The 20541-nt window shown below is 58.5% G+C and carries 21 protein-coding genes and 1 rRNA gene; 8 read left to right on the forward strand and 14 right to left on the reverse strand.

Annotated features, from left to right (window positions below; all coding sequences use genetic code 11):
• The first annotated feature begins 15 nt into the window (after positions 1-15).
• Both acnD and prpF read left to right on the forward strand, forming a co-directional pair.
• On the forward strand, positions 16-2634 hold the full coding sequence (gene acnD / locus ABEA08_RS12235; protein ID WP_345335605.1) for a Fe/S-dependent 2-methylisocitrate dehydratase AcnD: 2619 nt from the start codon (positions 16-18) through the stop codon (positions 2632-2634).
• 129 nt (positions 2635-2763) lie between these two features.
• Positions 2764-3945 carry a 2-methylaconitate cis-trans isomerase PrpF gene (prpF, locus tag ABEA08_RS12240; protein ID WP_345335606.1) on the forward strand — a complete coding sequence of 394 codons (1182 nt, stop codon included), beginning with the start codon at positions 2764-2766 and terminating at the stop codon, positions 3943-3945.
• Between the two features lie 386 nt (positions 3946-4331).
• On the opposite strand, the gene ABEA08_RS12245 is transcribed toward prpF, so the two are convergent.
• From ABEA08_RS12245 to ABEA08_RS12280, 8 genes are all read right to left on the reverse strand, one after another.
• Entirely contained in the window at positions 4332-5492 is a 1161-nt protein-coding gene (locus ABEA08_RS12245; protein WP_345335607.1) for a hypothetical protein, read from the reverse strand.
• On the reverse strand, positions 5489-6067 hold the full coding sequence (locus ABEA08_RS12250) for an ATP-binding cassette domain-containing protein (protein WP_345335608.1): 579 nt from the start codon (positions 6065-6067) through the stop codon (positions 5489-5491). Before ABEA08_RS12250 ends, ABEA08_RS12245 begins: the two co-directional genes overlap by 4 nt.
• A gap of 147 nt (positions 6068-6214) precedes the next feature.
• Positions 6215-7009 carry an alpha/beta fold hydrolase gene (locus ABEA08_RS12255; protein ID WP_345335609.1) on the reverse strand — a complete coding sequence of 265 codons (795 nt, stop codon included), beginning with the start codon at positions 7007-7009 and terminating at the stop codon, positions 6215-6217.
• A gap of 157 nt (positions 7010-7166) precedes the next feature.
• On the reverse strand, positions 7167-7430 hold the full coding sequence (locus tag ABEA08_RS12260) for a hypothetical protein (protein ID WP_345335610.1): 264 nt from the start codon (positions 7428-7430) through the stop codon (positions 7167-7169).
• 64 nt (positions 7431-7494) lie between these two features.
• Positions 7495-8103: a thiol:disulfide interchange protein DsbA/DsbL gene (locus ABEA08_RS12265; RefSeq protein WP_345335611.1), complete on the reverse strand. Its 609-nt coding sequence runs from the start codon at positions 8101-8103 to the stop codon at positions 7495-7497.
• Positions 8104-8210: 107 nt separating this feature from the next.
• Positions 8211-8819: a thiol:disulfide interchange protein DsbA/DsbL gene (locus ABEA08_RS12270; protein ID WP_345335612.1), complete on the reverse strand. Its 609-nt coding sequence runs from the start codon at positions 8817-8819 to the stop codon at positions 8211-8213.
• Between the two features lie 112 nt (positions 8820-8931).
• A complete protein-coding gene (locus tag ABEA08_RS12275; protein ID WP_345335613.1) occupies positions 8932-9666 on the reverse strand; it encodes a glutamine amidotransferase-related protein in 735 nt (244 codons plus the stop codon).
• Between the two features lie 63 nt (positions 9667-9729).
• A complete protein-coding gene (locus ABEA08_RS12280) occupies positions 9730-10941 on the reverse strand; it encodes an acyltransferase family protein (protein WP_345335614.1) in 1212 nt (403 codons plus the stop codon).
• A gap of 172 nt (positions 10942-11113) precedes the next feature.
• Between ABEA08_RS12280 and ABEA08_RS12285 the strand changes: the two genes are divergently transcribed.
• A complete protein-coding gene (locus ABEA08_RS12285) occupies positions 11114-11329 on the forward strand; it encodes a cell division protein ZapB (protein ID WP_345335615.1) in 216 nt (71 codons plus the stop codon).
• 59 nt (positions 11330-11388) lie between these two features.
• On the opposite strand, the gene ABEA08_RS12290 is transcribed toward ABEA08_RS12285, so the two are convergent.
• The 5 genes from ABEA08_RS12290 to ABEA08_RS12310 form a co-directional block, all read right to left on the reverse strand.
• Positions 11389-11592 carry a DUF1107 family protein gene (locus tag ABEA08_RS12290; protein ID WP_345335616.1) on the reverse strand — a complete coding sequence of 68 codons (204 nt, stop codon included), beginning with the start codon at positions 11590-11592 and terminating at the stop codon, positions 11389-11391.
• A gap of 184 nt (positions 11593-11776) precedes the next feature.
• The gene (locus tag ABEA08_RS12295; RefSeq protein ID WP_345335617.1) at positions 11777-12385 is read right to left on the reverse strand and encodes a thiol:disulfide interchange protein DsbA/DsbL; all 609 of its coding nucleotides are present in this window, start codon (positions 12383-12385) and stop codon (positions 11777-11779) included.
• A gap of 67 nt (positions 12386-12452) precedes the next feature.
• The gene (locus ABEA08_RS12300; protein WP_345335618.1) at positions 12453-13448 is read right to left on the reverse strand and encodes a serine/threonine protein kinase; all 996 of its coding nucleotides are present in this window, start codon (positions 13446-13448) and stop codon (positions 12453-12455) included.
• Positions 13445-13774 (reverse strand): DUF3630 family protein, encoded by a 330-nt coding sequence (locus ABEA08_RS12305; protein WP_345335619.1) that lies wholly within the window; start codon positions 13772-13774, stop codon positions 13445-13447. Before ABEA08_RS12305 ends, ABEA08_RS12300 begins: the two co-directional genes overlap by 4 nt.
• On the reverse strand, positions 13738-15153 hold the full coding sequence (locus ABEA08_RS12310; RefSeq protein ID WP_345335620.1) for a protein adenylyltransferase SelO: 1416 nt from the start codon (positions 15151-15153) through the stop codon (positions 13738-13740). Before ABEA08_RS12310 ends, ABEA08_RS12305 begins: the two co-directional genes overlap by 37 nt.
• A gap of 142 nt (positions 15154-15295) precedes the next feature.
• Here ABEA08_RS12310 and ABEA08_RS12315 point away from each other — a divergent pair, with 142 nt between their 5' ends.
• The 5 genes from ABEA08_RS12315 to ABEA08_RS12335 all read left to right on the forward strand — a co-directional run bounded on the left by ABEA08_RS12315 (position 15296) and on the right by ABEA08_RS12335 (position 20212).
• Positions 15296-15679 (forward strand): nitrous oxide-stimulated promoter family protein, encoded by a 384-nt coding sequence (locus ABEA08_RS12315; protein WP_345335621.1) that lies wholly within the window; start codon positions 15296-15298, stop codon positions 15677-15679.
• A gap of 6 nt (positions 15680-15685) precedes the next feature.
• Positions 15686-16498, forward strand: a complete 813-nt coding sequence (locus tag ABEA08_RS12320; protein ID WP_345335622.1) for a hypothetical protein — start codon at positions 15686-15688, stop codon at positions 16496-16498.
• Positions 16499-16603: 105 nt separating this feature from the next.
• Complete coding sequence (locus tag ABEA08_RS12325) at positions 16604-18667, forward strand: S9 family peptidase (RefSeq protein WP_345335623.1); 2064 nt, start codon at positions 16604-16606, stop codon at positions 18665-18667.
• 362 nt (positions 18668-19029) lie between these two features.
• On the forward strand, positions 19030-19584 hold the full coding sequence (locus ABEA08_RS12330; RefSeq protein WP_345335624.1) for a porin family protein: 555 nt from the start codon (positions 19030-19032) through the stop codon (positions 19582-19584).
• 109 nt (positions 19585-19693) lie between these two features.
• A complete protein-coding gene (locus ABEA08_RS12335) occupies positions 19694-20212 on the forward strand; it encodes a porin family protein (RefSeq protein ID WP_345335625.1) in 519 nt (172 codons plus the stop codon).
• A gap of 248 nt (positions 20213-20460) precedes the next feature.
• On the opposite strand, the gene rrf is transcribed toward ABEA08_RS12335, so the two are convergent.
• Positions 20461-20541: ribosomal RNA gene (gene rrf, locus ABEA08_RS22045) — 5S ribosomal RNA — on the reverse strand; the annotation flags it as partial.

Here is a 20541-nt window from a genome sequence, read left to right on the forward strand (position 1 = left end):
ATGGGTTCTGAAGTTATGAACACGCAATACCGCAAAGCCCTCGCCGGCACCACCCTGGACTACTTCGACACCCGCGCCGCGGTGGAAGCGATCCAGCCCGGCAGCTACGCCACCCTGCCCTACACGGCCCGCGTCCTAGCCGAGCAGCTGGTCCGCCGCTGCGATCCCGAGACGCTGACCGCTTCGCTCAAACAGTTGATCGAGCGCAAGCGCGATCTGGATTTCCCCTGGTATCCCGCCCGCGTGGTCTGCCACGACATCCTCGGCCAGACCGCCCTGGTGGATCTGGCCGGTCTGCGGGACGCCATCGCCGAGCAAGGCGGCGATCCGTCCAAAGTGAATCCGGTCGTCCCCACCCAGCTGATCGTCGATCACTCCCTGGCCGTCGAGCACGGCGGCTTCGATCCCGACGCGTTTGAAAAAAACCGCGCCATCGAGGATCGTCGCAACGAGGATCGCTTCCACTTTATCGAGTGGACCAAAACCGCGTTTAAGAACGTCGACGTCATTCCCGCTGGCAACGGCATCATGCACCAGATCAACCTGGAGAAGATGTCACCGGTCATTCAGGCCCGCCCAGATGAGAATGGCAAGGGTGTGGCCTTCCCGGACACCTGTGTCGGCACCGACAGCCACACCCCGCACGTGGATGCGCTGGGCGTGATCGCCATCGGCGTCGGTGGCCTGGAAGCGGAAACCGTAATGCTGGGCCGCCCCTCCATGATGCGCCTGCCGGACATCGTCGGTGTCGAGCTGGTGGGCCAGCGCCAACCGGGCATTACTGCCACCGACATCGTCCTGGCCATCACCGAATTCCTGCGCAACGAGAAAGTGGTCTCCGCCTATCTGGAGTTTTTCGGCGAAGGTGCCCGCAGCCTGTCCATCGGCGACCGCGCCACCATCGCCAACATGACGCCGGAGTACGGCGCCTCGGCGGGCATGTTCTACATCGATGAGCAGACCATCGAGTACCTGAAGATCACCGGCCGCGAGCCCGAGCAGATCGCCCTGGTGGAGAACTACGCCAAGACCACCGGCCTGTGGGCCGACGATCTGGCCGAGGCGCAGTACGAGCGCACCCTGAGGTTTGATCTGTCCAGCGTCGGTCGTAACATGGCCGGTCCCTCCAATCCGCACCGTCGCCTGCCCACCTCAGCGTTGGCCGAGCGCGGCATCGCCAAAGATCTGGACAACGCCAAGGCGCAGGAAGCGGACGGGCAAATGCCCGACGGCGCCGTCATTATTGCCGCCATCACCAGCTGCACCAACACCAGTAACCCACGCAACGTCATCGCGGCGGCATTGCTGGCCAAGAAAGCCAATGAACTGGGTTTGGCGCGCAAGCCCTGGGTCAAAACCTCCTTCGCCCCCGGCTCGAAAGTGGCACAGCTGTATCTGGAAGAGTCCAACCTGCTGCCGGAGCTGGAGCAACTGGGCTTTGGCATCGTCGGCTTTGCCTGTACCACCTGTAACGGCATGAGCGGCGCGCTGGATCCCAAGATCCAGCAGGAGATCATCGACCGCGATCTGTACAGCACCGCCGTGCTGTCCGGTAACCGTAACTTCGATGGCCGGATCCACCCCTACGCCAAACAGGCGTTTTTGGCCTCGCCGCCGCTGGTGGTGGCCTATGCCTTAGCGGGCACCATGCGCTTTGATATCGAGCAGGACGTGCTGGGGCAGGATCACAGCGGCAACGACGTCACCCTGAAAGATCTGTGGCCCTCCGATGAAGCCATCGATGCGGTGATCGCCCAAAGCGTCAAGCCAGAGCAGTTCCGCAGCGTGTACACGCCGATGTTTGATCTCTCCGTCGACTACGGGGACGACATCAGCCCCTTGTACGACTGGCGTCCACAAACCACCTACATCCGCCGCCCCCCCTACTGGGAAGGGGCATTGGCGGGCGAGCGCACGCTCAAGGGGATGCGTCCGCTGGCAGTATTGGGTGACAACATCACCACCGACCACCTGTCGCCCTCCAACGCCATCCTGGCCAGCTCTGCCGCCGGCGAATACCTGGCCAAGATGGGCGTGCCGGAAGTGGACTTCAACTCCTACGCCACCCATCGCGGCGATCACCTGACTGCCCAACGGGCGACCTTTGCCAACCCCAAGCTGTTCAACGAAATGGTGTTGGATGACAACGGCGAGGTGAAGCAAGGCTCACTGGCGCGGCTTGAGCCGGAAGGCAAGGTGATCCGCATGTGGGAAGCGATCGAGACCTACATGGATCGCAAGCAACCGCTGATAATCATCGCCGGTGCCGATTACGGCCAGGGCAGCTCCCGTGACTGGGCCGCCAAAGGCGTGCGTCTGGCCGGGGTGGAAGCGATCGTGGCCGAAGGCTTTGAGCGCATCCACCGCACCAATTTGGTCGGCATGGGCACGCTGCCGCTGGAGTTTAAGCCCGGCACCACCCGCAAGACGCTGGGGCTGGATGGCACCGAGACCTATGACGTGATCGGTGAGCGCACCCCTCGGGCGACGCTGACCCTGATCATCCATCGCGCCAATGGCGAAACCCTGGATGTGCCGGTCACCTGCCGTCTCGACACCGCCGATGAAGTCTTGGTGTACGAAGCCGGTGGCGTATTGCAGCGCTTCGCCAAGGACTTCTTGGCGCAGAATTAAGGTAACTAGGTTCTAGGTTCTAGGTTCTAGGAAGAGCCTAGGTACTAGGGAGAGTAGTGCGTGCTTTTCCTAGTACCTAGCAGGGCGCAGCCCGCCCTAGCACCTAGTCACCTGAAAACGGAGTTTTCTATGACTTTCAAACCCCAGATCCGGGTCCCCGCCACCTACATGCGTGGCGGCACCAGCAAGGGCGTGTTCTTCAATCTGACCGACTTACCGGTCGCCGCCCAAGTCCCCGGCCCGGCCCGCGATAACCTGCTGCTGCGGGTGATCGGCAGTCCGGATCCCTACGGCAAGCACACCGACGGCATGGGCAGCGCCACCTCCAGCACCAGCAAGGCGGTGATCCTCAGCAAAAGCACCGAGCCCGATCACGACGTCGACTACCTGTTCGGCCAAGTCGCCATCGACAAGCCGGTAGTCGACTGGAGCGGCAACTGCGGCAACCAAACCGCCGCCGTCGGCGCGTTCGCCATCAGCAATGGCCTGGTCGATCCGTCCCGCATTCCCGACAACGGCGTCTGCGTGGTGCGCATTTGGCAAGCCAACATCCACAAGACCATCATCGCCCACGTGCCCATCACCAACGGCGAAGTGCAGGAAACCGGCGACTTTGAGCTCGATGGCGTCACCTTCCCCGCCGCCGAAGTGAAGATCGAATTTCTCGATCCCGCTGCCGGCGATGCCGCCATGTTCCCCACCGGCAATCTGGTGGACGATCTCGACGTTCCCACCGACGTTGTCGAAAGCGGCACCCTCAATGCCACCCTGATCAACGCCGGCATTCCCACCGTCTTCGTCAATGCCGAGGAGCTGGGTTACTCAGGCACCGAGCTGCAGGACGAGATCAATAACGACGAAGCCGCGCTGGCCAAACTGGAAACCATCCGTGCCTATGGCGCGTTAAAGATGGGGCTGATCTCAGACATCAGCGAGGCCGCCACCCGGGGTCACACCCCGAAGATCGCCTTTGTCAGCAAAGCGCAGGACTACACCGCCTCCAGCGGCAAAACCATTGCCGCCAGCGAGATCGATCTCAACGTGCGCGCCCTCTCCATGGGCAAACTGCACCACGCCATGATGGGCACCGCCGCCGTGGCCATCGCCACCGCTGCCGCCATTCCCGGCACCTTGGTGAACCTTGCAGCGGGGGGTGGCACTCGCCAAGAGGTGCGCTTCGGTCACCCCTCCGGCACGCTGAAAGTGGGCGCCGAAGCGGAGCAAATAGATGGCCAGTGGCTCGCCAAGAAAGCCATCATGAGTCGCAGTGCGCGAGTCTTGATGGAAGGGTTTGTGCGGGTGCCCGCATAAGCATTTGGTCGCGCTGGCGACGGCAAGGAGAGGGGCGTTGCCCCTCCCCACTCCCCCAATGCCTCCGGCTTCGGCGCGTTTCCTCACTCTCGCGGATCTGCGCTGCCGCAGCGGCCCAAGTCGGCATCCTGCCTCCGTGGGCCTCTCGGACATCCATGCCCTCGGCCTTGCTTCAATCCACTTCGTTCGGCGCCTCAGAGTCGGCCCAAGTTCAAAAGCCAAAGCCGTGGGACATATTGCACTTCGTAGGGTTGGTTAGCCCCGCAGCGGCGTAACCTACCGGCATCACCGGTTAAAGCATTCAAACAATAAGCTCAGCCCTCGCGGAGAGTATTACGCCCTGCTCTTAGCACCTCGCGCTGCCTAGCGACCAAGGCCGCCTGCTCTCAACGGGATTGATCTCGGTGATCACCGCTTTGCTGGCGCAAGGTTACGCCCATCAAATTCTGTTGATCCTCCGCGCCCGCAGCACCGGCGCCATCAACATTCGCATAAGCCAACTCATTCTGGCGATGGACGGCTCCACCCTGCTGTTCGTTTGCGCCATGGGCTGGCAAACCGGCTGGCCGCTCGCGGTGCTCGCCACCGTCAGTGGCGTGACTAAAGTGATCATTTTGGGCTTGTTTGTCTGGGTTCGGCGTTTGCCCCGCTCCAGCGAAAACCGCGTCATCAAATACAGCAACGGGTAGCGCCCGTTGTGGGTGACGGGCCGATGCGCCCAACCACACCAGCGGCAACAGAGCGAACGCGACGATGGCTGCCATCAGGCCGCGTCGCAAACGTATCTGCAGCGAAACATTCCATTGCGGAGATACCCAGCTAAAGAAGCGTTGATGCTGCGCCAAGTGGGCCTGTAACGCCTGCCATACGGTACGGAGTCCATAGCCAAACAACAGCGCCAACAACACAAAATACCCACTAAAGACCGCGCCAGAAACGGGCGCTAAAGCAAACGCCAAGGCGATCAGGAAGAACACTAAGGTTACCGAGACTTGCTTCCAACTGTTTTGCAACACAGCCAAGCCAAGCTTCTCGGATGCGGTGGCGCGTCGCTGCCAATAGTTACTCAGCTGGGCTCGGCAGTGGTTCAACCACAACGAGAGCCAAAGTCCGGCCGCAAACAAAACTATCAACCCGACGACATAGAGCACGACCGCCGACAAGGACCAATTTTGCCAGCGTAATCCCGGGCCGACCGCCAGCAGCAGATACCCGCTGGCGAATTGCCCTAAATGGAACGACAGCGCCTGCCAGGGGTATTTGCCGCCATTGACGTATGTCAGCCAAAGCCGGTCATTGCGGGTAATGAGTGCCTGGAATAGCCACCCGGTCAAACAAGCCAGCAGCAGAAACGTGGCCCCGCCGATCACCTGCCCTTGGGACAACAATGGACTGTCGATCAACAGATAGCCGGGTAGAGGTAGAAATATCACGAAGATCGGCGACAGGAGGAAAAACAGCGCCGTCAGCAGTTTATAGAGTCCAAGATTGGCTTGCTTAACAGCCAGCATCCGGCGCTGGATCAGGGTGCTCACCACCGCCTTCATGCACCCACGGTCTCCAACTGGATCTCATCGCACTCCGCCGCTAACGCTCGGGTGTGATCCACCAATAACAGCGGCGCCTCCAACCCAAAGAGTAACCCCTTTATATAATCCAAACTGGCGCTATCCAGCCCATTAAAAGGTTCATCCAGTGCATACAGATCCGCCGGGCAACACAGTGCCAGCAAGACATTGAGTTTACGTTGGTTGCCGGTCGATAACGCGCCAAAAGGTTTGCTTAAATGCTCCTTCAACCCCAAGGCGTCGGCATGGCGCTCAAAGCCCAATCTATCCAGCTGGCGATGCCGTTCAAATAACTCCACCAATTCCCAACCGTTGAGCACCTCGGGGATCACCACGGAATCCGACGACAGCACGATCCGGGCCGACGCCTGAGAGTGGTGACTGACGCCACGATCCGGTTGCTCGATCCCGGCGAGCAAGCGCAATAGCGTCGATTTCCCGCTGCCATTTTCCCCGGTCAAATAGGTACGCTTGGCGTTAATGGTGAGATCCGCTTTCAGCCTCAACGCCCCACCGTAGTACTTTTCTAGCCCTTCACAACGGATCACCATCATGCGGAACATCCCTGTCTGCTGCGTAATACCCTCACCAGCGTATCGATAGCCATCCACTGCGCCAAGCGGAAATCCACTGCAGGCGCCAGCCAAGTTGTAACAAATGATACCTAGGCCTCTGGTCAGGAGACAGCAACCCACCGAGCATTAGGTGGCAGACGCCAACCAGGTCTTCACGGTTTGATTGAACGCGTCCGGCTGCTCCAACATCACCCAATGTCCGGTGGGCAGGGCGACCACTTGATTGCCGTCTTTGCTGGCCATCTGCTGCGCCCAGACCTGGCTATGAAACAGAAAGGGCTTGTCGCTGCCATAGATAAACAGCAAGGGACAGGTGATATCCAAGCGCTTCATGCCGGTCGAACGTCGGCGATAACGGTGGCTCCACAGCCAGTGATAGGGGTAGTTCATGCCCGCGTGGATCGTCTCTGTCGCCGCCGGGGCATGCACCCGCCGGGCCATAAATCGGGTCATCCTATCGCCGACGGAGCCGCCGATCATCCAGGCCCACATCAACCAGTTCTGGTAGAACCAACCGAAGGCCATCGCCTTTGCACTGAGTGTGTAATGACGCGGATCGGTGCAGCCAATATCGACACTGACGATCCGGCTCACCGAAGCCTTGTGCCGCATGTAGTATTGATAGCCATAAAAGCTGCCCCAATCATGCAGCATCAAGATCACCGGCTTGCCATCGCTCACCACTGTCACCACCTGATCGATCACCTCGATCATCTGAGCCAGATCGCGTCCCTGCCGTCGGTCGCCTAACTCAAAACCCGGCAGCGAAAAACGGGCACAGCGATAGCGATCCTTCAATAAAACCACTTGCGGATCCCACAACCGGTGGGTATCCGGCCAGCCGTGGATCATCACGATGGTTTCCGCCCCCTCGCCGTCCAGGTGAACCTGAATATCACCAACCTGCCGGATGTTCGTCATGCGATACCATTCCCTTCTCTGTCATCCGTGTATGCTCACTCGAGTAAGCGCATTGCCGTTTCCATTAAGCACTACAACGCCGCCCGAATGGCGGCGTTGTGAATAACAGGGTCAGAGGCCTCGAGTGCGCCGAGGCGCTGCCTGGGTATTCATGCCACTAGGGCAAGCTGATCCCCAGACTGCCGACCAACATCACCAGACCCATCGCCCCAACCCAGCGTTGCTCGGAGTTGAGCCAGTCTTTTGCCCCACGCTCTTCATCCATCAGCAGCCAGTCCAGATTATGGGCAAACCAATAGAGGATCAAAAACAGGGCAAAATGCGCCGTCAGTCCCGGCCAATCCTGGCGTGACCAATCCACCAACGTCGCCGCAATGGCCATCAAGAGTAATACCCAAACGATACGTTTCGCGAGCGTCATCCTTTCATTACCTATCGTTCCGGACTGCCCGTATGATGGACGGCGCTACCTACCGTCGCACTCCTCAGAGGACATCCTTATTCAGCAAATAATTGAGCAAAGACATCAGTTCTTGCTGATCCGTCACTGACGTATGATCCACAAGGTATTTGTCGTTCACCACCAGGGCCGGCACCCAGTTCAGACCCGTTTGCTCCTGATAGGCCTTCCATTGACTGATGGTCTCGTCCACTTTGTGCTCTTGAGTCAGCTGAGCCAATTCACCGGCGCTGATCCCGCGATCCAAAAACAACTGATGCAGATCGTCGATGCCGCTAACACTGCCGGTCTCGTGGATCCCCTCAAACACGGCTTGTTTGATCTCTTCTTTGATCGACAACACATCAGCAATCAATAACGTACGAGACAACTCGGGGTCAAAAGCACGGCCAAAGTCGACATGTACCTGCCGAAACCCAACCTGCTCACCCAAGCCCTGACGCAACTCAGGCAGCACCTGTTCAAACCGATAACAATGGCCACAGGTGAACGAGAAGAACTCGGTCACCGACGGGGCAACCGCCACCATCTCATCGTGATACTGATGATAATGTTGGCCTTCGATAAATTCCGATGCCACAGCCCCTGCCGCAGCAACAGTACAAAACAACGCAATAACAAGAGATTTAACCATGGTTCGACCTTAAATAATTTCAGGAGAAAACCTGAAGCTAGATCACGAACACCATTCGTGCAAAATGCGTATTTTCACACTGCATATCAAAGCCTAAGACGGCACATTCACCCTTTGTTTGCCAGATAGTTCAATAGCGCCGCAAGCTCTTCCACTGTTTTGACACTGCCGCGATCCACCAGATATTGCTGATTGACCACTATGGCTGGCACGCCACGCAAGCCACTGGCTTGCTGCGCCTGCTTCCAGCGCCCCAATGTCGTTTGCACCACAAAACTGCTGCTGGCCTTATCAAATTGCTCAGCACTCACACCGTTGTCGAGAAACAACTGACGCAGATCCTCAGCCCGGCGCAGGCTCTTGGTTTCATGAATGGCAGCAAACAGGGCGGGTTTGATCACCGAGGAGACATTCAATTGCTGGGCGATCACCAAAGAGCGAGCCAACTCGGTGTCGATCGGGCGGCCGAAGTCGACATGATACTGCTCGAATGCAACGCCCTGCGCCAACTGCGCCTTAAGGGTCGGCACCTGGGATTCAAACCGATAACAATGCGGGCAGGTAAAAGAGAAGAATTCGGTCACCGTCGGCTCTGCCGGCTTCACTCCCCCCGCAAATTGGGTGTAATGCACACCCTCTTCAAAAACCTCAGCCCACACTGAGGCCGAAAACAGCGACAAAAACAGGAGGCCCAGCCCCAACTTGCGCAACTTCATGTCGATACATCCCTATCATTACAATCCTGTCAGAGTCTCAAGGTGCCACAAAATGGCGCTCAACAACAACACAGAAAAGCGATAGCAACACCACAATGTAGCAACATGGTTTTTACCCGTGCAGTAGCACCCGATCAACAAAACGGCGCAGCAGCGCATTCGACCATGGCGTATCCACGGCGCTATCGAGGACGGCGTGCAGGTGCTCGGCCCCATCGGTGTAGTGCGATGCGAACTGAGTCAGCCGCTGGATCAACACCGGCTTATCCACCTCGGGATGAAATTGCGTGGTCCAAAACGGCGCCGCATCGACTTTAAAGCTATGAGTGCAGGGCTCAGTGTAGGCCAATAGGGTGCAGCCGGGCGGCACCGCCGTCGCCCGCTCACGGTGCACACTGACCGCGGCAAAGCCATCGGGCATATCCTGATACAGCGGATCCTGTCGCGCGGCGGCGGTCAGCGAGATCGGCAGCGTCCCCATCTCAAATTCGCCCTCATCGCGGATCACCACACCCCCCAGTGCCTTCACCGCCAATTGATGGCCAAAGCAAGAGCAGAAAACCGGGAGCCGAACCGCGATACAGTGACGCAGCAGCGCCATGGCAGGGTGAATAAAGGGGTAACGCTCAGGCTCCAACACGCTCGCCTCAGAGGAGCCGCCCACCAGCATCGCATCAAAACCGTCGAGCACGTGCGGGCCGAATTCCGGCGTATCAAACAGATTAAGGATCTCGATCTGCTCCGGCTGCAAGCCACAAAAACGGGCGAAGCTGCGCCACTCTTCATCTCGGGTTGTTGGGTTTTCCCGGATCTGCATCAACAACAATCGTAACTGGGCTCGTGCCATACGCCCCTCCTTAGGTGCCTAGCAGCAGCGTACCGTGACGCTGGAGCGATGCCTAGCCCGACCTCAAATTGACGTGACCGTGACCGGCCGCCCCAGTGGCACGCGCCCCAAGCGTCGCTGGCCATTGAGCCAAAGCAGCAGTGTCGGCGCCCAGCGATCCAACTGCAGCGCCAGTTGCCAGGCCAGGCCAATGGTGAGCAGCGGCACCAGCAGCCAGCACACCGCCTGACCCCAGACCGTCTGGCTGATCTCATAGGACGCCACCCAGCCCTTCAACAACACCACGCTGGGGTAATGAAATGCAAACAAAAAGAAGGAGCCGGTCGACCAACGACCCCATTGACGGATCAGGCCTGGGTGGGCCACCCACACCCAATGGCTCCAACGCCAAAAACAGAGCACCCCGACCGCTCGGATCCCACACTCCAGTTGATGCTCCCATGGCATCGCGCCGATCGGCGCCTGAAAGGCCGGCACCACCACCCGGATCCCGATCAACACCAAGAGGATCCCACCCCACAACCACAGCGGCGATCGGAACAGCGCCCGCCAGCCTGGGGGCGCACCCAACAAGGCGATGCTGGCGCCAACACTAAAAAACAACAGCACATTCAATCGGAAAAATCCCGGGGGCACGATGCCATACAGCCACAGTGGCAACAGCAGCAACCCCCAAGCCCAACGCAGCCGCGTGATCAATCGGTGCAGCAGCGGGCTAAGCAACACCGTCAGCATCAGATCATGAATAAACCAGAACTGCTGGGCCACTGGAACCGACGTTAACTTCTGGGCCTGATGGTATGCCGCCTTCAAGCCATCGCTGGCCAGCAAGGGGCCAACGGCGGCCAGATCAAATCCCGTCAGGGCGATGACCGCGTGGTTGAGATCGTAATCAGCCTGAAAGAACGCCCAAAATCGCTCGGACGGCACCCCCATCGCATCGACCAGTAAGGCGCCCACGCCCCACCAAAGTGCCAACCAGAGCAACGACGGCAGCAGCACGGTAGAGAGCCGTTTGCTCACCGCTGCGCCCGCCCGCCAAGGGCGAGACTGGAACATCAGATAGCCGGAAAGCACGCTGAGCATGGGTACGGCACTGAAGAATAGATACAAGGTCGCACTGTTGGCGAGCTGCGGGATCACCGACTCCCAACCCGATACGCCTCGAAACGGGTTGGCGTCAGAGCCGGGCAAACGGCCAAAATGGACATAGACCAATCCGCTGATCAACACCCAGCGCAGCGCGGCGATCCGTTGACTTATCTCCGGGGTCATAACGACTCGTCTGGTGAGAGGATGGGTTAACTATAACCAAACCCAACCAATGCGCCGGTTCAAACGCATTGGCGAAAGCTTGTTCGATCCAGCGAAAAGGCATACAACAGCCATATCTTGACCCCGAAGAGGTTGCTAGAATCGGCTGAAAGACGAAAGTAAGGACTGACCTATGAGCCTTGAGTTATTAGAAAAACTGGAATCCCGAGTACACGGTGCCCTGGAAACCATGGAGCTGATGCAGCTCGAGCTGGAAGAAGAAAAACTGCGCGGTACTGAGCTGGCGCAAGAGCGCGACAACCTGACCCGCGAAAACGAGCAATTGAAGCAGCAGCTGGCCGATTGGAACCGCAAGGTGGAAGGTCTGTTGGGTAAACTTGCCGAGTAATTTCACGGCGAGCAGCGACAAAAAAGGTGGGCAAAGCCCACCTTTTTAACAATGTCCCGTTATACCGGCGCCACCGGAGGACGCAACAGCTCATTGAGTTCGACGATCGCTTGGCGAATATTCGGCCCGCAATGGCGCGGCATGAGGAAGCGTCCGTTTCGAAACTCCAACTGACCGAGATCCTTCACCTCCACCACACCGTCCCGCAGGATCCGTGCATGTTTGGCGATGATCTTCGGCGCAAAAAGCGGAAAGTTTCTCACAGCCACATCCTTAGATAACTCTGCTTCGTCCCTGAAGTCAGACACAATAGTTCACCTTTCGTTATTCTCACAATTCGCTCGATCCTACGATGGCATAACGCCGTAACAGCCTTGATGGGATCATTGCGATGATCAATTCGGGATGACGCCGCACCGACGGGTCGTCGATGCAACGCCAACCATGTTATTTGGCAGCCAGATAGTTCAGTAGACCGTGCAGCTCGTCCAAGCTATCAACGGAATTGGTATCCACCAGATACTTGTTGTTCACCATCAGTGCCGGCACACCGCGAACACCGCTGTCGATCTGGGCGCGCTTCCACAGCTTCATCTGACTGTTCACCATGAAGCTGGCGGCCGCTTTGTCGTAATCCACTTCGGATACGCCATTGTCAGCAAACAGTTGCTTCACGTCGCGAGCGGTGGCGAAGGTGCGGTTGGCATCGTGAATGGCACTGAACATGGCCTGCTTAATGCGGTCATCCACCTTAAGCACCTTGGCCACGGCCAGAGCACGGCTCATCTCAGTGCCCATTGGCCCACCCATGAAATCAACATGGTATTGCTCAAACTTCACCCCTTGCGCCAAGCCGTCTTTGATCGGGCCAACGAAGGTGTTTTCAAAGCTGTAGCAAGCCGGGCAGTAGAAGGAGAAAAACTCGGTAACCTGAGGGGTACCGTTGCTTGGCGCCTGATTAAATGTGGTGTAGTGCTCGCCTTCCTTGAAGTCCGCAGCAAACACACTGAGGGGGGCCAGAGCCAGGGCGAAAGCGATGGACAGCAGCTTTTTCATGGTATTTTCTCGATTTATTTATGTTCGTCGAATAATGGATGCCTAAGATCCCAGCGGCAGATTGGGCTCACCCGAAGGCGCCCGGGATCAGACTCAAAGGGGCTTCATCCAAAGCCGCGAGTTGCTCTTTCAATGCCAGGATCTGCTCTTCCCAGAATTTGTCCGTACCAAACCACGGAAAGTTCCTTGGAAAGGCTGGATCTTGCCAACGTTTGGTCAGCCATGCCAGATAATTAATCATCCGTAAGGCACGCAATGGCTCGATCAGGGCCAATTCTTTGTTATCCAGCGTCGCAAAGGTCTCATAACCTTCCATCAAAACATCCAATTGCAACAGCCGGTTAGGCCGGTCACCACTCAGCATCATCCACAGATCTTGAATGGCAGGGCCCGAACGCGCATCGTCGAGATCAACAAAGCTCGGACTGTCATCGCGCCATAAGATATTACTCGGATGCATGTCACCGTGCAGACGCAGTCGTTGGTAGTTCCCCCTCAATGGCTCAGCAATGGCATCCAGCAGCTGATCCACCAGCAGGAAAAAGTTGTTTTCGATGTAGCCACTGAGCTGTGCCTGCTGCTGCAAAATGGCGCGCGCCTCGAACCCAAACTCTTGGATCCCCAGCTCAGGTCGATGCAAAAACGGCTTTTTGCGCCCCTCTTGATGCAGTCGGCCAAGAAAACGGCCCACCCCTTCGAGCTGATCCAGGTTATCGACCTCGAATTCCCGGCCACCGACGCTGTGCCACAAGGCAAAACGATAGCCCTGATGCTCAAACAGGGTCTCGCCGTCCAGCACGATGGGCGCCGCCACGGGCACCTCTGCGCCCGCCAACTCCAGGGCAAACTCATGCTCTTCACGGATCTGTCGATCGCTCCAACGCTGCGGCCGATAAAATTTCGTGACATAACGGCCACCGTCCTCGGCCCGAAACTGGTAGACCCGGTTCTCGTAACTGTTCAGCGCCAACAAACCGGTGTCGGGATAGACCCCGAGGGACTCAACAGCATCGAGCACCAGATCTGGGCTAAGGGATTGAAAATCAAATTGGGCTGCGCTCAAGGGCAGATCTCCTGGGCCAAAGTCGCGAGATAGGCGATCACCTGTGCCCCTTCCGGATCGCCGCTTTCCGCTTGGATCCAAAGGGTTTCGCACATCGCCTCAAAATGCAGGGTCAATTCACTCTCCTCGAATCGCAGCGGCCAAAACAGCCTATCTGCGGCGATCTCACCGCCACCCAACTGGCAATCCAGCCGGGCGCACAGCAGCGGCACCAATGCCGTCACCTGCTCCTGACTCAGTGGGCAGGACCAGAGCAGTTGTGCCCGTTGTGGATCGTGATGCGGTGGCGCTAGCTTGAGCAAGAGAGCGTGAGCGACTGACTCCATTCGGGGGCTTCCTCGATAAAGGGGTGATCCTGTGCCCGCGGATCATAGGGGCGAGTCAGGGCTCGGTGCAAGCGCATCAGCGGAGCAATGTTACCCGCCTCCGCCGCAGCGATGGCCCGTTGCGCCAGATGGGTACGCAACACCACGGCGGGATTGGCCTGATCCCGCAGAGCCTGCCAGGCGCCCAGCCTAGCCACACCGCCCAATCGGCTGCGATAGCGCTGCCACCAGGCAGCAAAGTCCGGCTGTGCGCCCAACAGCGCGTGTAGAGGGGTATCATCGCCATTGGGATCGCACCGGCCCAAGGTACGCAGCGTCAGGTGCATGTCCAGCTTCGCTTGCTGCATCAGGTGAAACAACTCGCCGATCAGCCCCAGATCTCCCTCCCCGACGTGCTCGAGCCCCAGACGACGGCCCATTCGCGCCAAGTAGCGGGCCACCAAAGCGGGCTCATAGCGAGCCAGAGCCATCTGCAGCTGCTCTTGGCTGAGGAACGGCGTCAGCGTCAACGCCAGCTTATTCAGGTTCCATAGGCCGATCCCCGGCTGCTGATCGAACGCATAGCGGCCATGGATATCGGAATGGTTACAGATATAGCCCGCCTCAAACCGGTTCATAAAAGCAAACGGCCCATAGTCGAAGGTTTCGCCCAGGACCGACATGTTGTCGGTATTGAGCACCCCATGACAAAAGCCAAATGCCTGCCAGTCCGCCACCGTCGTCGCGGTCCGCTCGATCACCTCAATAAACCAGGCCAAGGTTTGATCGGCACAGCCATGCAGATGGGCAAATTGGGTTTCGATACAGTCGGCTATCAACGCCTCCAGCCGCTGCGGCTGTTGGCTATAAAAGAAATACTCGAAATGACCGAAGCGCAGATGGGAGCGGGTCACGCGAACTGTGATGGCGGCGGTTTCCTGTTGCTCACGCCACACCGGGGTGTCCGAGCCCAATACGGCTAAGGCACGGCTACTGGCGATCCCCAGATGGTGTAGCGCCTCCGAGGCCAGAAACTCGCGCACCGCACTGCGCAACACCGCCCGTCCATCGCCGCCCCGACTGTATGGCGTCGTGCCGCTGCCCTTCACGAACAGCTCCCAGCCGTCGAGCTGACCCAACAGCATGCCGCGGCCATCCCCCAACCTTGGGGTGTAGCCACCAAATTGATGGCCACTGTACACTTGGGCAAACCCCGGATGCGCCTGCCGGGTTTGCCCGGCCAGCAGCGCCAGCAACTCGGGCGTACGGTCGATCCCCAGCTCCTCGGCCAACGAGGCACTCCAGCCCAGCCAACGCGGCGCGTCTAACGGCTGCGCCGTGATCGGACTTCCCAACCAGGGCAAGCGGGTTTCAATACCTGGCTCTATCCTCTGACTCACATCCGCTCCTTATGGCTGGCCCATCATCTACACTGACGACTGCATTTGATCTCGCTCACGGATCTTGCTGATCACACTTTATCCGTTTCTTTATCGCTGGCTATGATGGCAACAATATCCGACTGATGCACTAGGTTATCACATGACAGGGATCCACCTGACCGGACGCCTGAGCCGGGAGTACCAAACCTTAGGCAAGATGATGGCGATCTATTGTCGAGACAATTGTGGCCAGCTCCACCGAGAGCAAGGCTTATGCAAGGATTGCCAGTCGCTGCTGGAATACGCCGAAAAGAAGCTGGATCGCTGCCCTTATGGCGAGGAGAAACCCACCTGCGCCAAATGCCCGATCCACTGCTACAAACCCGAGCCCCGCGAGCAGGTCCGCATCGCCATGCGCTACGCCGGTCCGCGTATGCTGCTGCGCCATCCGATAGCAGCGATCCGGCACCTGATCGACGACCGCAAAGCCGTGCCGAAAAAACCGCCGATGCGGTCTAACCGACGCCGCAGCAAAACGGAGTAACCGCCTATGGTGCAACAGCTGCTCGATATCACCACGCTGCTGCACCTCACCATCGCCCTGTTTGGTGGCTTGAACTGCCTGCTGCTCGCCCTCTTTTTAGGCTACCTGTACCGCGATCCCTACCAGTCACAGCGCTATCTGGCACTCTGGTTTGTGCTGATGGCACTCTACTTTTTCTATGAGATCAGCGCTTGGTTACTCCCGATCTGGCTGATCCCTCTACTGAGCGCGCTCCACTTTTTTGCACTGCCCAGCCTGTATCTGCATCTGCGCTGTCAGATAGAGCAGCGTTTTGTTCGACCGGGGCGCCACCTGCTGCTGGCCTGCCCTTTAGTGGCATTACAGGCGTTTGCCGCAGTCTGGCTGCCATTGCAGCAAGCGCATCACGGGATCTACTTCATCCTCTGGCTGCTGGCCCTGCTGCAATTACTGGGCTACGTCAGCCTCGGTATTCGGCTGTGGCGCAGTGCCCCGCTGTCGCGCCGACAGCACAGCGCCAGTGGCCGCGATCTACGCCTGCGCTGGTTACTCAGCCTCACGCTCTGTGCCATGCTGATCTGGCTGCTGCGACTGCTGGACACCTTCTATCAGCTTTTGCTGAGCGAGCCATTACCCGCGACCTGGCAACTGGCATTGCGTGGCACCGTATTGCTGTTGATGATCGTCAGTTGGCTGGTCGGCCTGCGTCAGATCAGCCTGGCTGCCTGGTATCGGCGTGAGCAACCCAGTCCAGAGATCCACCCGCCGCGGCGCAGCAGTGAAGCCCTCCTCAATTCAGAAGAATTGGCTTTCTTGCAGGAGCTCAACAGGGATAAATAACCCTTCCTTGTGACTTAAAAGCCCAATGTCAGGTTTTCTCTTGTGTGGTTTTTCCTTCTCTGACTATCGGTTACCCTGCTGAGCAAAACGAGAAGGAATTTCGTGATGCCCCTAAGATCCCTTGCCCCCATTTTGCTCCTGCTTGCCCTGAGCGGGGCCGTTCAGGCCAGCGAGCCCCCGCGCACCCACCCGATCACCCCGGAGGACTTTTTCTCCCTAGAGGGGATCGCCCAGCTCAGCCTCAGCCACGATGGCAAACAAGCCGCCTGGGTGCAGTCATACTGGGATAAGGCCGCGGATAAACAGCGCAAGGATCTGTGGCGGATCGCCCTGCCCAAGGGCACACCAGAGCGATTGACCTTCACCGAAGAGGACGAAGCCCACCCTCAATTCAGCCCAGATGGACGCTTTCTCTATTTCAGCAAAGCGGGATCGGCAGGCAAGCATGAACAGGCGCCCCACAAGGGCAAACGTCAGATCTTCCGGTTGACCTTAGCCAGCGGCGAGGTGGTGCCGCTGACAAGGGAAGGCGAAGGGATCAAGGCATTCCAGCTCAGTGCGAATGGCCAGGCACTTTGGTATACCGGGATCAACACCCATCACAGCGACGATCCCTTTGCGGCGTTGCGCAAGCGCCACGATAAGCCGGAATATGGCCATGGTCAGGTGAAAACCAATCCGCTGTATCGGCTGGATCTCGCCACCTACCGGCGCGAGACCATCATCGACGACGATCAGGTGGTCTGGGCCTTTGATATCAGTCCCGATGATCAGCGGATCGCCCGGATCATCACCGCCGAGAATGGCTTGGTTCAGCTCGAAGGTTGGTCTGACGTGGCGATCTACGATCGCCAACGGGATCATCATCAGATCCTCGATGATCAACGCTGGCGAGCCGAAGCGCCGTCGCCGTACGGCTGGCTCATGCAACCCCGCTGGAGCCAGGATGGTCGGCATTTGGCCTTCCGCATCGATTACGACGGCTATCCGGGCCAATTGCTGGCGGTCCCATTTGATCACGATGGACGCCCCGGCAGCGTGCTTGATCTGGCGCGACAAGGGGACGTCACCCTGTATGGCGACAACCTGGCCTGGCGCCCCAACAGTCATGAGATCTGCTATCGCGGCAGCGAGCACGGCCGGATCCGCGTGTACTGCACCGAGTTGCGCGGCGATCAGCCCGGCTCGGTCCGAGCCCTGACTCAAGGCGACTATGTCATCAAGCAGTTCAGCTTTGCCGCCAACGGCAAGCAGATCGGCATGATCCACAATGGCTTGGACCATTTCGATGAGCTCTACAGCGGTAAGATCGGCAAAACGCCGGCGCGCCGCACCTGGCTCAATCCACACACCGCCCAGTGGCAGCTGCCCCAGATCGAGATCGTCCACTGGACCGCACCGGATGGTCAGCGTGTCGAGGGGATCCTCGAGCTTCCCCACGACTACCGTCGCGGTGACGGCCCGCTGCCTTTGGTCGTGCAACTGCATGGCGGCCCAACCTCGGCCACCCCATACGCACTGCAACACCGGACCTACGGCCGCAGCACCTTTGCTGCCAAAGGCTGGGCCCTATTCTCGCCCAACTACCGCGGCTCCACCGGCTACGGCGACCGCTTCCTAGTCGACTTGGTGGGGCGCGAGCACGACATTGAGGTAAAGGATATTGAGGCCGGCGTCGACCGCTTGATCGCCGATGGGATCGCCGATCCCGACCGCTTAGCGGTCATGGGTTGGAGTAACGGCGGCTATCTAACCAATGCGCTGATCAGCACCACGACACGATATCGCGCGGCAAGCTCCGGCGCCGGCGTCTGGGATCAACGCTTGCAATGGTTGCTGGAAGATACACCGGGTCACGTCGTAAACTTTATGCAGGGCCTCCCTTGGGAACAGCCCGAGGCGTATCAGCATGGCTCGAGCCTGAGCCGGGCCGATCAGATCCAGACACCGACCTTGATCCACATGGGAGAAAACGATGCCCGCGTACCGGCACCGCACGCCAAGGGCCTCTATCGGGCACTACGGCAATATCTGAATGTGCCCACCGAGTTGCTGATCTATCCGGACGAAGGTCACGGCCTCAGCCGCTACCAACACAAGTTGACTAAGATGCAGTGGGATCTGGCTTGGTTTGAGCATTACGTATTAGGCGAGGGGCCAAAGGAGTAGTGCGTCGGCAGGCGGCGGGCTCAGGCCATGACTCGTCGTATCATCATGGCGATCGGGGATCTCGAGCCAACGCAAAAGACGCCCTCGTGGGTCAAGGGCGTGGACGGGACCGGCGATCATATCAGGAATAACAAGCCGATAGGGTATCGCGGACACTGGCCCGATAAATCGAGCTGAGCCTCCGTGCCCGGCCCGCGATACAGTTAATTAGATCGACCACGCCTTGGCCAAACTTGATCCCCACCACAATATTTTTCTCCGCCCGACGAACGACATCAAGCAAGCAGCTCCGCAGAGCCCCACTGGCACTCACCTCAAAACCTGCCACGCTTAACGGACATCCATCCGATAGGGACCGCTCTATGCGACGTATATTGATGTTACTGCCGCTGATATGGTTAGGACATGCCCACGCGAATTGGGAGCTGGATCAGAGCTGGACGGGGCATTGGTATGCTGGAGCGCAGCTGGGCTACAGCCGCGTCAAAGGGGAAACCGGCACCGCCAATCCAGCCAGCCTACACATTCTGGGGGGCTATCAATTTAATGACCACATCGGAGTGGAAAGCCGGATCGGCAGCGGGCTGAACGATGACAGTTTCAGCGAAGGGTTAACCGTACAACTCGATACCTATTACGGCCTCTACCTCACCGGCCGATTGGCCATGAGTGACTGGGTGCAGCTTTATGCCCTCGCCGGGATCCTCAATATCTCGATGGAGTTCAATGATCGCCCACTCGATCCCGCTCAATTTGGCCAAGTGCGCAACGACAACGCCACCGACTTCAGCTACGGCGCCGGGCTCCAACTTTATGCCACAGAGCAGATGAGCATGACCTTTGAAGTGATCCGTTGGATCGACAAAGGCCGCTTCGACGTCAGCGGCCTGAACATCGGCATTCGTTATGATTTCTAATCTCTTTATTGGCGGCAGCTTCGCGCCTTAGCATTAACGCTGGCCGACCGCCGCCACACGGGACACAATAGCGCTGAGGACCCCTTTTTGCCAACCAAGTGAGGACGTGATGAAACGGATCATTCTACCGCTGGCGCTCGCCGCCCCCCTGCTTTGCCCCATCGCCAGCGCCAATACCGGACAGGCCTACATCGGAGGCCAACTCAACTACCATACGGTCGACTTTAGCAGCGCAGACGCCAAACCCCTCTCCGTGGCTGTCCAACTAGGCTACCAATTCAGTGACTTTGTCGGCGCAGAGATCAGAGCCGGATCTGGCGTCAATGAAGACAGCATCGGCGAGGCCGATATCAAGGTCAAAAACCATTACGGTGCCTACCTCAACGCCGGGATCCCCCTCTCTGACTGGGTGCGTGTCTACGCATTGGCCGGGATCACCTCAGCCAAGCTCACCATGAAGATCCCAAACCAAAGCAGCTCATCCTCAGACAGTGACTTCAGCTACGGCGCCGGGATCAGCCTTAATGCCAACGAACAGACCAAAGTCAGTCTCGAATACCTGCAGATGGTCGATAAGGGCGGCATCGAGCTCAGCGGCTTTAATCTTGGGATCACCTATCACTTCTAGTGCGGACAGAGCCCATCTGCCCGCTCGCCCGATGGACGACTCAGCGCACATCATCGCCACGGTCGACCAGCAACGAAAAAGGCCCATCTGTTAAGATGGGCCTTGATCTCAGTCTCTTTACCACGGTGCCACTTAGCGCCGCCCAAGGTGCACTTGCCTTGTCCACCACTGCTGGTGCAATTGCGTGCCGGTACCAAGCACCAACGAAAAAAGCCCATCCGTTAGGATGGGCTCAATTCTGAATAAGCGCTTGGCGGTGACCTACTCTCACATGGGAACTCCCACACTACCATCGGCGCGATTGCGTTTCACTTCTGAGTTCGGCATGG

Source organism: Ferrimonas pelagia (genome assembly GCF_039543565.1).
In the GTDB taxonomy this organism is placed as follows: domain Bacteria; phylum Pseudomonadota; class Gammaproteobacteria; order Enterobacterales; family Shewanellaceae; genus Ferrimonas; species Ferrimonas pelagia.

Excerpts from the sequence above, each read along its gene's own strand:
- acnD (WP_345335605.1), top strand. The coding sequence starts at position 16 with ATGAACACGCAATACCGCAAAGCCCTCGCCGGCACCACCCTGGACTAC.
- prpF (WP_345335606.1), top strand. The coding sequence starts at position 2,764 with ATGACTTTCAAACCCCAGATCCGGGTCCCCGCCACCTACATGCGTGGC.
- ABEA08_RS12245 (WP_345335607.1), bottom strand. The coding sequence starts at position 5,492 with ATGAAGGCGGTGGTGAGCACCCTGATCCAGCGCCGGATGCTGGCTGTT.
- ABEA08_RS12250 (WP_345335608.1), bottom strand. The coding sequence starts at position 6,067 with ATGATGGTGATCCGTTGTGAAGGGCTAGAAAAGTACTACGGTGGGGCG.
- ABEA08_RS12255 (WP_345335609.1), bottom strand. The coding sequence starts at position 7,009 with ATGACGAACATCCGGCAGGTTGGTGATATTCAGGTTCACCTGGACGGC.
- ABEA08_RS12260 (WP_345335610.1), bottom strand. The coding sequence starts at position 7,430 with ATGACGCTCGCGAAACGTATCGTTTGGGTATTACTCTTGATGGCCATT.
- ABEA08_RS12265 (WP_345335611.1), bottom strand. The coding sequence starts at position 8,103 with ATGGTTAAATCTCTTGTTATTGCGTTGTTTTGTACTGTTGCTGCGGCA.
- ABEA08_RS12270 (WP_345335612.1), bottom strand. The coding sequence starts at position 8,819 with ATGAAGTTGCGCAAGTTGGGGCTGGGCCTCCTGTTTTTGTCGCTGTTT.
- ABEA08_RS12275 (WP_345335613.1), bottom strand. The coding sequence starts at position 9,666 with ATGGCACGAGCCCAGTTACGATTGTTGTTGATGCAGATCCGGGAAAAC.
- ABEA08_RS12280 (WP_345335614.1), bottom strand. The coding sequence starts at position 10,941 with ATGACCCCGGAGATAAGTCAACGGATCGCCGCGCTGCGCTGGGTGTTG.
- ABEA08_RS12285 (WP_345335615.1), top strand. The coding sequence starts at position 11,114 with ATGAGCCTTGAGTTATTAGAAAAACTGGAATCCCGAGTACACGGTGCC.
- ABEA08_RS12295 (WP_345335617.1), bottom strand. The coding sequence starts at position 12,385 with ATGAAAAAGCTGCTGTCCATCGCTTTCGCCCTGGCTCTGGCCCCCCTC.
- ABEA08_RS12305 (WP_345335619.1), bottom strand. The coding sequence starts at position 13,774 with ATGGAGTCAGTCGCTCACGCTCTCTTGCTCAAGCTAGCGCCACCGCAT.
- ABEA08_RS12315 (WP_345335621.1), top strand. The coding sequence starts at position 15,296 with ATGACAGGGATCCACCTGACCGGACGCCTGAGCCGGGAGTACCAAACC.
- ABEA08_RS12320 (WP_345335622.1), top strand. The coding sequence starts at position 15,686 with ATGGTGCAACAGCTGCTCGATATCACCACGCTGCTGCACCTCACCATC.
- ABEA08_RS12325 (WP_345335623.1), top strand. The coding sequence starts at position 16,604 with ATGCCCCTAAGATCCCTTGCCCCCATTTTGCTCCTGCTTGCCCTGAGC.
- ABEA08_RS12330 (WP_345335624.1), top strand. The coding sequence starts at position 19,030 with ATGCGACGTATATTGATGTTACTGCCGCTGATATGGTTAGGACATGCC.
- ABEA08_RS12335 (WP_345335625.1), top strand. The coding sequence starts at position 19,694 with ATGAAACGGATCATTCTACCGCTGGCGCTCGCCGCCCCCCTGCTTTGC.